Source organism: Streptomyces celluloflavus, from assembly GCA_000720995.1.
GTDB classification, from domain to species: Bacteria; Actinomycetota; Actinomycetes; order Streptomycetales; family Streptomycetaceae; genus Streptomyces; species Streptomyces celluloflavus.
Window position 1 is genome coordinate 122,508 of record JOEL01000011.1, and the last position, 12,280, is coordinate 134,787.

The window sequence follows — 12,280 nt, forward strand, 5'->3', positions numbered from 1 at the left end:
CTTCCCCGGGTCCGGGCTCGCCAAGGGCCTGGCCGTCACCCTCCGGACGATGACGAAGCGGTCGGTCACCCAGCAGTACCCGGACGCCCAGCCCGACCTGGCGCCGCGCACCCGCGGCGTCATCGCGCTGTTCGAGGAGAACTGCACGGTCTGCATGCTGTGCGCCCGCGAATGCCCCGACTGGTGCATCTACATCGACTCCCACAAGGAGACGATGCCGCCCGCCGCCCCCGGCGGGCGCGAGCGCAGCCGCAATGTGCTGGACCGTTTCGCGATCGACTTCGCGCTGTGCATGTACTGCGGTATCTGTGTCGAGGTCTGTCCCTTCGACGCGCTTTTCTGGTCCCCGGAGTTCGAGTACGCGGAGACGGACATCCTTGAGCTGACCCATGAGCGCGACCGGCTGCGCGAGTGGATGTGGACGGTGCCCGAGCCGCCCGCGCTCGACCCGGCGGCCGAGGAGCCCAAGGAGGCCGCCGCCGCCCGCAAGGCCGCGGACAAACTCGCCGCCCAGCAGGAAGCGGAACAGGAACGGCAGGCGGAACGGGAACAGCGACCGGCCGGGCCGGAAGAGCAGGCCGGGCCGGATCAGCCGGGGCAACGGGACGTGCCCGGGGAGGAATCGTGATGCTCGCCGCCGCAAGCCCCGGCTTCCTTTCGCCCACCGGCGTCGAGATCGCCTTCCTCCTCGTCGGCATCGTCACCCTCGGCGCGGCCGTGGTCACCGTCACCACCAGGCAACTGGTGCACGCCGCCCTGTGGCTGGTCGTCGCCCTCGGCGGGATCGCCGTCGAGTACCTCCTGCTCACGGCCGAGTTCATCGCCTGGGTGCAGGTCCTGATCTACGTCGGTTCCGTCGTCGTCCTCTTGTTGTTCGGCCTGATGCTCACCAAGGCGCCCATCGGCCGCTCCCCGGACGCCGATTCGGGCAACCGCTGGGCCGCCCTCACGGTGGCCATCGCCTCGGCCGTCGCGCTGGTCTGGGTCGTCGTGGACGCGTTCCGGGCCACCTGGATCCGCCTCGACACCGTCCAGGGCTCCACCGAGGTCTCCGGGCGCAGCCTCTTCCAGTACTGGGTGCTGCCCTTCGAGGCGCTGTCCGTGCTGCTGCTCGCCGCGCTCGTCGGCGCGATCGTGCTCTCCCGCAAGAAGGGCGAACCGCCCGCCGCGTCGGAGGCATCGGCCACGTCCACTCCGTCGGTCATCGCCGCACCACCGGCCGCGTCGGCTGCGTCCGCCGCATCCGGCACGTCCGCCGCGCCCGCCGGTGGGGACGGCGACACCGCCGGCCCCGCTCCGCGAGAGGACCGCTGATGCATCTCGCCTATCCGGCCGTCCTCGCCGTCCTCCTCTTCTGCACCGGTCTGTACGGCGTGCTCGCGCGCCGCAACGTGATCCTGGTGCTGATGTCCGTCGAGCTGATGCTCAACGCCGTCAACCTCAACCTCGTCGCCTTCGACGTCTGGCTGCGCGACACCCTGCACGCCGGCCAGGCGCTCACCCTCTTCACGATCGCGCTCGCCGCCGCCGAGATCGGCATCGGGCTGGCGATCGTGCTGCTCGTCTACCGCAACCGCGGCAGCTCCGACCTCGACCGGCTCCGGGACCTCGCCGAACGGGCGGACGACGCGGACGCGGCGGACCGGGACCCGCAGCAGCCGGACACCAAGGCGGAGGCCACCGCGTGACGCTCACGACCACCGCCGTCCTCGTCCCCCTGCTGCCCTTCCTCGGGGCCGTCGCGGGCTTCCTGCTGGGGCGCCGGCACCCCGGTTTCGTCCGGCCGCTGGCCGTGCTGCCGACGCTCGCCGCCGCCCTGCTCGCCATCGCCGTCGCCTTCGGGCAGGGCGGCGGCACGGCCACCGACGTCGCGACCCGGCTCACCCCGACCGGCTCGGTCCCCATCGACCTGGCCCTGCACATCGACGGCTTCGCCGCGCTCATCGGCGTACTCGTCGGCGTGGTCGCGAGCTGTGTGCAGATCTACTCCACCGGCTATCTGCGCGACGACCCGCGCTACCCCTCCTACGCCGCGCTGGTCTCTCTCTTCACCTCCGCGATGCTGCTCGTCGTCTACACCGGCGATCTGATGGTGCTGCTGGTCGGCTGGGAAGTCATGGGCATCTGCTCGTACTTCCTCGTCGGCCACTACTGGGAGACCGAGGCCGCCCGCGCCGCCTCCCTCAAGGCATTCCTCGTCACCAAGCTCGGCGATGTCCCCTTCCTCTTCGGCATCTTCGCGCTCGCCGCCGACACGGGCACCTTCCGCATCACCGGCATCCTCAGCCACGTAGCCCGGGACGGCCTGGACCACCCCACCCTGATCGCGCTCCTCCTGCTGGCGGGTGTCGCGGGCAAGTCGGCGCAGTTCCCGCTGCACACCTGGCTCCCGGACGCGATGGCCGGTCCGACCCCCGTCTCGGCGCTCATCCACGCCGCGACGATGGTGGCGGCCGGTGTCTATCTCGTGGCCCGGCTCCTCCCCGTCTTCGCCGCCTCCGCGGCCGCGCTCGTCGTGCTCGCCGTCCTGGCCGCGGTCACCATGGTCGGCTCCGGTCTGGCGGCCCTCGCCCAGGACGACATCAAACGCGTGCTGGCCTATTCGACCGTCGGCCAGCTCGGCTACATGACCGGCGCGCTGGCCGTCGGAGACCGCGGCGCCGCCGTCTTCCACCTCCTGTCGCACGGCGCCTTCAAGGCCCTCCTCTTCCTCTGCGCGGGCGTGATCATCCACGCCGCGGGCACCAACTCGCTGGCCGCCATGTCCCGGATGAGCGGCCTGGCCCGGCGCATCCCGGACGCCTTCTGGACGGGCACCGTCGCACTGCTCGCGCTCGCCGCGATCCCGCCGTTCGCCGGCTTCTTCTCCAAGGAAGCCGTCCTGGGCGCCGCCGAGCACGCCACCACCGGTGCGGTGCCCGGCATCCCCGGCGCCGTCGGCTGGACCGTACTGATCTCCGGCCTGGTCACCGCCCTCCTCACCGCGGCCTACGCCACCCGCCTGTGGCTGCTCGCCTTCAGGGGCAGCGGCGCCGAGGCCCCCGACCACGGCAGGCAGCCGCTCGCCATGAACGCCGTGCTGTGGGTGCTCTTCATCCCCACGGCCGCGCTCGGCCTGGGCGCCCCCTTCCTGCCCGACTGGTTCGACGGGCGCTCGCTCACACCGACCCTGACCACCTCCGTCCTGGCCACCGGCGCCGCCCTCATCGGCGGCCTGGTCACCTACGCGGCCTGGCGGCACTCCATCGCGCTGGCCGCCCGGACGCCCATCGGGGTGGCCGTCGCCGCCCCGGACGCGTCCCCCGGGCTCTCCGAGGAACTGGCCATCGCCACCCACACCCCGCCCTACGCGGACATCGCGGGCGCCCAGGACCCGGCCGACCCGAGCCGCCTCCTCCTCGGCCCGCTGCGCCGCCACGCGGCCACCGGCTTCCACCTCGACGCCGTCTACACCGCCCTGTTCGTCCGGCCCGTCCGCGCCGCCGCCACGCTCGTCCGCTTCCTCGACCGCGAGGTCATCGGCACCTACGTGCGCGGCGCGGGCACCGCCCCCGGCTGGCTGGGCGCCGCCGTCCGCCGCGCCCAGACCGGCAACGTGCAGAGCTATCTCGGCGCGCTGCTCGCGGGCTCGCTCGTCCTGGCCGTCGCCGCCGTCCTCGTCGCCACGGGCACGGGAGCCTGACCGATGCCGCACACTCCCGGGGCACGCACCCCGCACCCCCAGCCGACCCCCCTCGCGGCCGGGCTCGCCGGAGCCGAACCCCTGAGGAGCGCCTGACCCGTGAACCCCACCGCTCTGCAACTCCTCCTCGCGGCACTCGTCGTGCTCCCCCTGCTGGGCGCGGTCGGCGCCCTGCTGCCGGCCCCGCCCGGACTGCGGGGCCGCGGCCCCGACCAGGCCGTACTGCGCCACGGTGTGACCGTCACCGGCGCCGTCCTCGCCGTCGCGATCGCGCTGGCCGCCGGCTTCGACCACGGCCATCCCGGCCGTATGCAGGCCACCACGGACATCAGCTGGATCCCGGCCCTGGGCATCCGCATCCACCTAGGCGTCGACGGCATCTCGCTCCCCCTTGTCGTCCTGACCGCGCTGCTGGCCTTCCTCTGCGCGCTCTACAGCTACTTCCGGATGCCAACGGGCCCGTCACCCAAGGCATTCGTGGCCCTGCTGCTCCTTCTGGAGGCCGGCACCCTCGCCACCTTCGCCGTCCTCGATCTCGTGCTGTTCTTCCTCGCCTTCGAGACGGTCCTCATCCCGATGTACTTCCTGATCGCCCGCTGGGGCGGTGCGCAACGGCAGGCGGCCGCCTGGAAGTTCATCCTCTACACGGTGCTCGGCTCCGTCGTGATGCTGCTCGGCCTCCTCCTCATCGGCGTGAAATCCGGCACTTTCGACATGGTGGCACTCGCCACTGACAACGGCCCGAAAGCCCAGCTCAGCCACACGGTTCAGCTCGTCGCGGTGCTCGCCGTCGGCATCGGACTGGCCGTGAAGACCCCGCTGTGGCCGCTGCACAGCTGGCTGCCGGACGCGCACACCGCCGCCCCCACCGTCGGCTCGGTGCTGCTGGCCGGTGTCCTGCTGAAGATGGGTACGTACGGGTTCGTCCGTATCGCGCTGCCCATCACGCCCGACGGGATGCACACCTTCGCGCCGTACCTCGGCGCGTTCGCCGCCGTCGGCATCGTCTACGGATCGCTCGCCTGCCTCGCCCTGGTCCGCAAGGGCGCCAAGGGCGACCTCAAGCGGCTGATCGCGTACAGCTCCGTCGGCCATATGGGCTTCGTCCTGCTCGGCATCGCCACCATGACCCCCACCGGCGTCAACGGCGCGCTGTTCGCCAACATCGCGCACGGCCTGATCACCGGTCTGCTCTTCTTCCTGGTCGGCGCCCTCAAGGACCGCTGCGGCAGCACCGACCTCGACCGGCTCGCGGGCCGCACCGGAGCGGCCCTGTACGGCAGGGCGCCGCGCTTCGGGGGGCTGCTCGCCTTCGGCGCCGTCGCCTCCCTGGGCATCCCCGGTCTGGCCGGCTTCTGGGGCGAGATGCTCGCCATGTTCGGTGCGTTCCGGCCGGCCGCGGGCCTCAGCCGCCCCGCCTTCCTCACCTTCATGGTGCTGGCCGGCCTCGGCACCCTGCTGACCGCCGCCTACCTGCTGCTCGTCGTCCGCCGCGTCTGCATGGGCGGCACCCCGGCCGCGACACCGGCCGGGCCCGCGCCCGACAGCGCCCCCGTTCCCGCACCCGCACCCGCCCCCGCTGTCGCGGATATCGCGGGCTACGAATACGCGGCCTGGACCCCCCTGACCGTCCTCACCGTCCTCGCCGGACTCTGGCCCGCGGCCCTCCTCGGCCTCACCGACCCGGCCGTCCAGCAGCTCCTCGGAGGCGGTAAGTGATGACGTCCCTGGTCCAGTCCGTCGACTGGCTCGCCATCGCGCCGCCCACCCTCACCGCGGCCGCCGCCCTGGTGGTGCTCGTCACCGACCTCTTCCTCCCCGCGGCCAGGAAGCCGCTGCTGGGCTGGATCGCGACCGGCGGGCTCGCCCTCGCCGCACTCTCGCTGCTGCCCCTCCTGGGCGGCCACCGCGCCACCTTCTGCCTCGCCCAGCCGTCGCCCGCCACCGCCCCGGCAGGCGGGCATTCCGCGCTCGCGGCGGAGGTGTGCAGCTATGTGGCCGACCCGTTCGCCCTGGTCATCCAGTTCCTGGTGCTGGCCGGCGCGCTGCTGACCGCGCTGCTCTCCGTCGACGCCGTCAAGGAGCACCGCCTGCCGGCCGGCGAGTACTGGTTCCTGCTGCTCTCCTCGGCGGCCGGCGCGGCCCTGCTGCCCGCCTCCCGGGACCTCGCCACCCTCGTCATCGCCCTCGAAGTCGCCTCACTGCCCGCCTTCGCCCTGGTCGGACTGCGGCGCGGCGACCGGCTCTCCTCGGAGGCCGCCCTCAAGTTCTTCCTGTCCTCGGTCGTCGCCACCGCCGTGACGCTGCTCGGCGTGAGCTTCCTGTACGCGGCCACCGGGAGCCTCCACCTCTCCCAGGTGGCGCACACCCTCACCGCCCTGCCGGACCCCCGGCTGGCCACCCTGGCGGCCGCCGGCGTCGCGCTCACCCTCGTCGGCTTCGCCTTCAAGACCGCGGCCGTCCCGTTCCACTTCTGGGTGCCCGACACCTACGTCGGCGCGCCGCTCCCCATCGCCGCGTACCTCTCCGTCGTCGGCAAGGCCGTCGGCTTCTCCGGGCTGATCCTCGTCACAGTCCGGGGCTTCCCCTCGTACGCGCACGTCTGGGGTCCGGCGATGGCCGTCCTCGCCGCGCTCACCATGACCGCGGGCAACGTCGCCGCCCTCCGCCAGGACCCGGACCGCCGGCACGGCGCCGTCCGGCTGCTCGCCTGGTCCTCGGTCGGCCAGGCGGGCTACCTCCTGGTCCCGATCGCGGCGGCCGGTTACACCGGCGATCCTGCGCACGCCATCGGCGCCACCGTCGCCTACGCCCTGATGTACGCGGCGGTGAACCTCGGCGCCTTCGCCGTCGCCGCCCTGGTGGCCCGTACGCGCCCCGCCAACCGCATCGCCGACTACCGGGGCCTGTACGCCCGGCATCCGCTTGCCGCCCTCGCCCTCGGCTTCTTCCTGCTCTGCCTCGCCGGTCTGCCGCCGGGTGTCATCGGCCTCTTCGCCAAGGTCACGGTCTTCTCCGCGGCCGTCGACGCGGGGCTGGGCTGGCTCGCCGTCGTCATGGCCGTCAACGTCGCGATCGCGCTCTACTACTACCTCCAGTGGACCGCGGTCCTCTTCCGGGGAGCCGGGGAAGGCGCCGAACGGCCAACGGGAGAGCCGGTGGGAGAGCCCGCGGAAGCCGCCGCCGCGGCGCCGCTCCGGGCCGCGGTCCCGGCCACACTGACCACCGCCATCGCCCTCGCCGCCGTCCTCGGCATCGCCCTCTCCGGCGCTCCGCAGCTCGTCCTCCGCTTCGCCTCGGGCGCCCTCCTCTAGCCGCTGCGGGGCCGCGCCGGTCCCGCGCCGGGTCCGCAGCCACCCGGACGGCCGTACACCGCCGCGTACACCGCCCCGGCCTCGCGCCGCCGCGCCCCGCGTGCACAAGGGAACTAGCTCTCCACATCTCGCGTTGACCAGTGAGTAAGGGTCCACTGGAGAGTGGAGAAACGAAGCAAAGGGTTCCCCTGCCGCACCGCTTGGAGGGCGTACCGTGCACCGCCGGCACAACGGGCTCAGGACCGCCGTACTCCTCGGGGGACTGTCCGCACTCATCATCGTCATCGGCAGCCTCTTCGGCCGTACGGGCCTGATCATCGCCGTCGTCGTCGCCTTGGGCACCAACGCCTACGCGTACTGGAACAGCGACAAACTGGCCCTCAAGGCCATGCGCGCCCGCCCCGTCAGCGAGTTCGAGGCACCCAAGCTCTACCGCATGGTCCGCGAGCTCTCCACGGCCGCCCGCCAGCCCATGCCGCGCCTCTACATCTCCCCGACCCAGGCCCCCAACGCCTTCGCCACCGGCCGCAATCCGCGCAACGCCGCCGTCTGCTGCACCGACGGCATCCTCCAACTGCTCGACGAACGCGAGCTGCGCGGCGTCATCGGCCATGAGCTCAGCCATGTCTACAACCGCGACATCCTCATCTCCTCCGTCGCGGGAGCCCTCGCCTCCGTGGTGATGTTCCTGGTGAACTTCGCCTGGCTGATTCCCGTGGGCCGCTCCGACGACGACGAGGGCCCCGGCATCGTGGGCATGCTGCTGATCATGCTGCTCGGCCCGATCGCGGCCTCACTGATCCAGCTCGCCGTCAGCCGCTCCCGCGAGTACCAGGCGGACGCCTCGGGCGCTCAGCTCACCGGCGACCCGCTGGCGCTCGCCTCCGCCCTGCGCAAGCTGGAGGCCGGCACCCAGCAGCTCCCGCTGCCCCCCGAACCGCGCATCGAGACCGCCAGCCACATGATGATCGCCAACCCCTTCCGGGCGGGCGAGGGCATGTCCAAGCTCTTCTCCACCCACCCCCCGATGCGCGAGCGCATCACCCGTCTCGAACAGATGGCGGGCCACCGCCCCTAGGGTGCATGCCCGCCGGTGTCCCCCTCAGGTCTGATATCGCCCTTCGACTGCAACGATTTACCATGGCCGGAGCGTCTGGCACGGCAGACACATTCGTGCCCGTGGAAGGCTGCCGATCATGAAGCTCATCCTCAACGTTCTCTGGCTGGTCCTCAGCGGATTCTGGATGGCGATCGGCTATGTCGTCGCCGGAATCATCTGCTGCATCCTGATCATCACGATCCCCTTCGGCATCGCGTCCTTCCGGATCGCCGGCTACGCCCTGTGGCCCTTCGGCCGCACCACCGTCATGCGCCATGACGCCGGGGTCGGCTCGGCGATCGGCAATGTCATCTGGATCATCTTCGCGGGCTGGTGGCTGGCCCTGGGGCACATCGTCACCGGCATCGCCCTGTGCGTGACGATCATCGGGATCCCCTTCGGCATCGCCAACTTCAAGCTGATCCCCGTCTCCCTGATGCCGCTGGGCCGCGACATCGTCCCCACCGACCAGCCGTTCGCCACCCGCTGACCGCCCCGGCCCACCGACAGCGCCCCGGCCCCTCGCCCCGTCCGGGCCTCACACCCGTACGAGCCCCCGAGGGGCCGTGTAGCGCCGGAACCCCTGCGGCTCCACGCCCGGCACACTCGCGATGAAGTCCATCACCCGCCCGCCGTCGCGCAACGCGGTGCCGACGATCCGCTCGTGCGACTCCGCGTCCGTCCACTCGCTGTAGTTGACGACCTGTCCGCCGTCCTCGCTGATGTGGAAGTGCGAGGCGATCCCGCCGTCGCCGCCCTGCCGGCCGCCGAACATGTCCAGCAGACCGTCGACGAGCTGCCGGGCGGCGCCGTGCCCCGTCGTGCGGAAGGCGACGCGGACCACGCAGCCCGGCGCCGGCGACTCGTCCCGCAGCAGGCTGCCGTGCAGCCGGAAGCGCGTGGGACCGGGATCGCCGGCCACGCCGGCCCCGTCCAGCGCCGCCGCGACCCGCTCCCGCAGCCCCGTGCGCTCGGTCCGGACGAACTCCTGGTGCGCCGCATCGCTCGTCCACTGCGCGTAGTTGAGCACGCTGCGGCCGTCCGTCCCGGCGAGCAGCACCCGTGACAGAAAGCCCGTGGGCAGCGGCGTCCGCGCCCAGGCGCGCGCGACACCGTCCAGCACGGCCCGCTGCCCCTCGGGGCCGCCCGCGTCCCACTCACCGATCAGCACGGTTCCGGCATCCGGACGCCGGATCGTGGGAAAAGCGTCGACAAGAAATCCGGGCTGCTCGTCGTATCCGGGGCGCCCGGCATGTCCGGTGCCCTCGTCATGAAGTGAAGTCATGCCGCCACCCTGCGACCTGAACCAAAGTTGAGGTCAAGCCCATGGGTGGGGCCCCGGCATACCGGCGGGGCGGCGCGCCCACGGCACACCGCCCCACCCGGCCACCTCTCCGACACCGGCGGCCCGCCGCCGGCCGGGAGTGCCTACCGGTAGTTCACGGACTTCCCGCTTGATCGTCTGACCTGCGATCTTGCTTCGGAAGGGCCCGTGAGCTGCGAAAACTACGTTCAGTAGTTGCCGCCGTTTTCCGGGCCTTTCCTCGCCCTTGTGCCCTGACTGTGCCCTCGGGGCACGGGAGGGCATGCGGCACTCGGCCCGCTGCAAGTAGCGACCGGTGGGGCGCGCCTGCCAATACGACAACGGCCCTCGCTGCGTGGCGAGGGCCGCATACTTGGGGGCTGCTCGGGAGTCAGACGGGGAACTCCCCGCCCTTGACGGCGGTGACGAACAACGACCAAGCGGACGATTCGAAGGTAAGCGCCGGGCCGTGCGGGTCCTTGCTGTCCCGGACCAGGAACTCACCCGTTGCGTGCGCGTGGGCGGGTGCCCATTCAATGCACTGTCCCTCGCCGCCGCTATAGGTGCTCTTGACCCACCGCATGGGCTGAGGGTCGGGCGTGCTGCTCATTTGGCGTGATCCTCCATGATCTTGCGAACTAGGGTCAGCGACTCTTCTTCGGACAGTGCCGCCATGCGAAGCCGATCGAACATGCCAACGGCCTTCGCCACCACGCCGGAGCTGTCGTCCACTTGACCGCCATGGGTGGGGGTCTCGGTGTAGACCGCGTGGGGTGCGCCGTTCAACGAGAGCAGCGTAAACGGCAAGTGGCTGGGCGAGGCGCCGGCTTTGTACGGCAGCACTTGAACCGTGACATGGGGTGATGTCATCTGCACGGTCAGGTGTTCAAGCTGCCCGATCAGGGCGGAACGACCACCGACGCACGCACGCAAGACAGCTTCATGGATCACGACCCACAAGAGCGGTGGTTCATCACGCTCAATGACGGCCCGCCGCCTTATGCGTAGCTCGACGCGCTCTTTGATTTGGTCCTCTGTCTCGCGTGGAAAAGCGGCGCGTATGACGGCTGCTGCGTACTCCGGGGTCTGCAACAGGCCTATAAGGAACGTGCATGAGTAGTCCGTGATCCCGCTCGCGGACTCCTCAAGGGTGATGTACGGCACGAACCATTCAGGATGCCCCTGCTTGCCCAGCTTGGCGCGAAGACGGGCGTACACGCCCGGCGTTCCGGCGACACGGTCCATAGCCTCTGCGAAGGCTTCGGACGCGAGCACGGTTCCGTTTTCAACCTTGCTGACTTGCGCCTGTTGGTAGTGCAGTTTCTCCGCGAACTTCCCTTGAGACAGCCCCAAGGCTTCCCGTAGCGCCTTGGTCTCCACGCCGAAGTAGGCGGCACCGTTCGCGGGTTCGCGCGCCTGGTCGACTGCCTCGCTCACTTATTCAACTCCCCAGTATTCCGCTTCCGTTGGAATGGCTTCCGGTCTGTTGAGCGTACGTCGCGCTGGTGATGCTGGGAGTACACAACGTAAGTACCCGCTCAGCGTGAGGGACGAACGACCAACGGCTACGGAGTGGCAGGCATGACGACGGTAGGCAGGCAGCAGACGGCCATGGACAAGGTCAGAGACGCCGAACAGGCGCGCGATGAACTGCGCGATGCGCTCAAGGCGGCGGGGGTGCAACTGCCGTCCCTCGGACTCGACGCCGCTACCTGCGTCGGGCCTGCCCCGCTCGCGCTGATCGACTTGGGGCGCTGCAACGTGGGGACGGCCCGCGCGCTTGCCGCCGCACTCCGGCCCGACGGGAGCGCGCGACGGAAGGGGGCGAGGGCATGACCTGGCGTGTGTTCCGCTACGTCCCGTTCACCGTCGGCCAGGACGAGTCAGCAGAGCCCACCTACGAGGCCGAGTGCGTATCCGGAGACGACTCGCAGTGTGAGGCCGAGTCCGGTCCGCAGCTCACTCCTGACGGCGTGGAGGAGTGGATGCGCAAGCACGCGCAGGAGACCGGGCACCGCCGCTACTTCCGGATCTTCTCGGACTACGCGGTCATGGAGCCCCCGACGGGGATGGGCGAGCTGGTGCGGGCGAACGGGGGTACGGCGTGACTTTCGCCCTGGCCCGTCCCGCGGTTCCCGTACTCGGCCGCGTCGACATCACCATCTGTTCCGAGTGTGCCCTCGACGTCGGGTTACCGGTGACCTTGGAGGGCACGCGATGACCACCTCACTGGGACTCGGCCACCAGTCGCACCCGCTGATTGGTCGCCTGGTCGTTGACCACGCACACGACGACCGGGTTGGCGTTCTGCGCGCCATCGCGCCGGACTCGAAAGACAACCGGTACGGCCTGGTCATCATGGTGCCGAACGCGCCGCCGGTGGCATGGCTGGCGCCCGAGGGCGGCGGCCTTGAATGGACGACGTCGCCAGATGCGATCGAAGCGGCGAGATGAGCGGCCGCGATTCCTTATGGCGACCCTTGTCGGTCCTCGCACTGATCGGCATCACCCCGCCGGCCGCGATCACCACCGCCTGTGTGGACGCCCACGGCGCGCCCGCTTCGGTCAGCATCAAGCAGCCCGACGCACCGATCAAGCAGGCCGCGGCCGACGCCGATCCGTTGGATTACCGCTCACGCCCCCGTCTGCGGACACATGCCGCGGTCCTGGTGCCCATCGTTCGTCGACACCCCAGCGCCTGTGACGACGAACCGGTAGCGCTGGCTGTGAAGCACCTCACCGAGGCTTTGTACGGCCAGACGGACATGGGCCTGGTGGCGATGGCCGAGGCCGTCGAGGTGCTGCTCGACGTGGTCGACCCCCGCGGCTCACCCGGCCGCCCCTGAACCCCGGCGGCCCGGCGGGAGAAGGAGGACAGCCCC

Annotated in this window: 15 protein-coding genes; 12 read left to right on the forward strand and 3 right to left on the reverse strand. The window is 71.0% G+C overall.

The window, feature by feature from the left end; translation table 11 throughout:
- Window positions 1-49 precede the first annotated feature (49 nt).
- The 8 genes from IH09_RS12350 (at window position 50) to IH09_RS12385 (ending at window position 8,585) form a co-directional block, all read left to right on the forward strand.
- The gene (locus IH09_RS12350; RefSeq protein WP_052856286.1) at window positions 50-628 is read left to right on the forward strand and encodes a 4Fe-4S binding protein; all 579 of its coding nucleotides are present in this window, start codon (window positions 50-52) and stop codon (window positions 626-628) included.
- Complete coding sequence (locus tag IH09_RS12355; RefSeq protein WP_110952244.1) at window positions 628-1,314, forward strand: NADH-quinone oxidoreductase subunit J family protein; 687 nt, start codon at window positions 628-630, stop codon at window positions 1,312-1,314. The genes IH09_RS12350 and IH09_RS12355 overlap by 1 nt, the downstream gene beginning before the upstream one ends.
- Entirely contained in the window at window positions 1,314-1,688 is a 375-nt protein-coding gene (nuoK, locus tag IH09_RS12360; RefSeq protein WP_052856224.1) for an NADH-quinone oxidoreductase subunit NuoK, read from the forward strand. The genes IH09_RS12355 and nuoK overlap by 1 nt, the downstream gene beginning before the upstream one ends.
- Window positions 1,685-3,682, forward strand: coding sequence for an NADH-quinone oxidoreductase subunit 5 family protein (locus IH09_RS12365; protein WP_052856225.1), 1,998 nt, complete (start codon window positions 1,685-1,687; stop codon window positions 3,680-3,682). The genes nuoK and IH09_RS12365 overlap by 4 nt, the downstream gene beginning before the upstream one ends.
- Before the next feature lie 99 nt (window positions 3,683-3,781).
- Window positions 3,782-5,401 (forward strand): NADH-quinone oxidoreductase subunit M, encoded by a 1,620-nt coding sequence (locus IH09_RS12370; RefSeq protein WP_052856226.1) that lies wholly within the window; start codon window positions 3,782-3,784, stop codon window positions 5,399-5,401.
- Window positions 5,401-6,996 (forward strand): NADH-quinone oxidoreductase subunit N, encoded by a 1,596-nt coding sequence (locus IH09_RS12375; protein WP_052856227.1) that lies wholly within the window; start codon window positions 5,401-5,403, stop codon window positions 6,994-6,996. The genes IH09_RS12370 and IH09_RS12375 overlap by 1 nt, the downstream gene beginning before the upstream one ends.
- Window positions 6,997-7,210: 214 nt before the next feature.
- The gene (gene htpX / locus IH09_RS12380) at window positions 7,211-8,074 is read left to right on the forward strand and encodes a zinc metalloprotease HtpX (protein WP_052856228.1); all 864 of its coding nucleotides are present in this window, start codon (window positions 7,211-7,213) and stop codon (window positions 8,072-8,074) included.
- A gap of 118 nt (window positions 8,075-8,192) precedes the next feature.
- Window positions 8,193-8,585, forward strand: coding sequence for a YccF domain-containing protein (locus tag IH09_RS12385; RefSeq protein ID WP_052856229.1), 393 nt, complete (start codon window positions 8,193-8,195; stop codon window positions 8,583-8,585).
- Window positions 8,586-8,633: 48 nt separating this feature from the next.
- Here IH09_RS12385 and IH09_RS12390 read toward each other — a convergent pair whose 3' ends face one another.
- The 3 genes from IH09_RS12390 to IH09_RS12400 form a co-directional block, all read right to left on the reverse strand.
- Window positions 8,634-9,380, reverse strand: coding sequence for an antibiotic biosynthesis monooxygenase (locus IH09_RS12390; RefSeq protein ID WP_110952245.1), 747 nt, complete (start codon window positions 9,378-9,380; stop codon window positions 8,634-8,636).
- Between the two features lie 409 nt (window positions 9,381-9,789).
- Window positions 9,790-10,008: a DUF397 domain-containing protein gene (locus IH09_RS12395; RefSeq protein WP_052856231.1), complete on the reverse strand. Its 219-nt coding sequence runs from the start codon at window positions 10,006-10,008 to the stop codon at window positions 9,790-9,792.
- Complete coding sequence (locus tag IH09_RS12400) at window positions 10,005-10,835, reverse strand: helix-turn-helix domain-containing protein (RefSeq protein ID WP_052856232.1); 831 nt, start codon at window positions 10,833-10,835, stop codon at window positions 10,005-10,007. The genes IH09_RS12395 and IH09_RS12400 overlap by 4 nt, the downstream gene beginning before the upstream one ends.
- A gap of 144 nt (window positions 10,836-10,979) precedes the next feature.
- Here IH09_RS12400 and IH09_RS12405 point away from each other — a divergent pair, with 144 nt between their 5' ends.
- The 4 genes from IH09_RS12405 to IH09_RS12420 all read left to right on the forward strand — a co-directional run bounded on the left by IH09_RS12405 (window position 10,980) and on the right by IH09_RS12420 (window position 12,244).
- Entirely contained in the window at window positions 10,980-11,234 is a 255-nt protein-coding gene (locus IH09_RS12405) for a hypothetical protein (protein ID WP_052856233.1), read from the forward strand.
- Window positions 11,231-11,506, forward strand: a complete 276-nt coding sequence (locus IH09_RS12410; RefSeq protein ID WP_052856234.1) for a DUF7848 domain-containing protein — start codon at window positions 11,231-11,233, stop codon at window positions 11,504-11,506. The genes IH09_RS12405 and IH09_RS12410 overlap by 4 nt, the downstream gene beginning before the upstream one ends.
- Before the next feature lie 109 nt (window positions 11,507-11,615).
- A complete protein-coding gene (locus tag IH09_RS12415) occupies window positions 11,616-11,852 on the forward strand; it encodes a hypothetical protein (RefSeq protein ID WP_052856235.1) in 237 nt (78 codons plus the stop codon).
- Window positions 11,853-11,878: 26 nt separating this feature from the next.
- A complete protein-coding gene (locus IH09_RS12420) occupies window positions 11,879-12,244 on the forward strand; it encodes a hypothetical protein (RefSeq protein WP_052856236.1) in 366 nt (121 codons plus the stop codon).
- Window positions 12,245-12,280 lie beyond the last annotated feature (36 nt).

Bases quoted from the DNA above. Each gene is read 5' to 3' on its own strand.
- IH09_RS12375 (WP_052856227.1), top strand. From the start codon at position 5,401: ATGACGTCCCTGGTCCAGTCCGTCGACTGGCTCGCCATCGCGCCGCCC.
- IH09_RS12385 (WP_052856229.1), top strand. From the start codon at position 8,193: ATGAAGCTCATCCTCAACGTTCTCTGGCTGGTCCTCAGCGGATTCTGG.
- IH09_RS12405 (WP_052856233.1), top strand. From the start codon at position 10,980: ATGACGACGGTAGGCAGGCAGCAGACGGCCATGGACAAGGTCAGAGAC.
- IH09_RS12415 (WP_052856235.1), top strand. From the start codon at position 11,616: ATGACCACCTCACTGGGACTCGGCCACCAGTCGCACCCGCTGATTGGT.
- IH09_RS12410 (WP_052856234.1), top strand. From the start codon at position 11,231: ATGACCTGGCGTGTGTTCCGCTACGTCCCGTTCACCGTCGGCCAGGAC.
- IH09_RS12355 (WP_110952244.1), top strand. From the start codon at position 628: ATGCTCGCCGCCGCAAGCCCCGGCTTCCTTTCGCCCACCGGCGTCGAG.
- IH09_RS12350 (WP_052856286.1), top strand. From the start codon at position 50: ATGACGAAGCGGTCGGTCACCCAGCAGTACCCGGACGCCCAGCCCGAC.
- nuoK (WP_052856224.1), top strand. From the start codon at position 1,314: ATGCATCTCGCCTATCCGGCCGTCCTCGCCGTCCTCCTCTTCTGCACC.
- IH09_RS12390 (WP_110952245.1), bottom strand. From the start codon at position 9,380: ATGACTTCACTTCATGACGAGGGCACCGGACATGCCGGGCGCCCCGGA.
- IH09_RS12395 (WP_052856231.1), bottom strand. From the start codon at position 10,008: ATGAGCAGCACGCCCGACCCTCAGCCCATGCGGTGGGTCAAGAGCACC.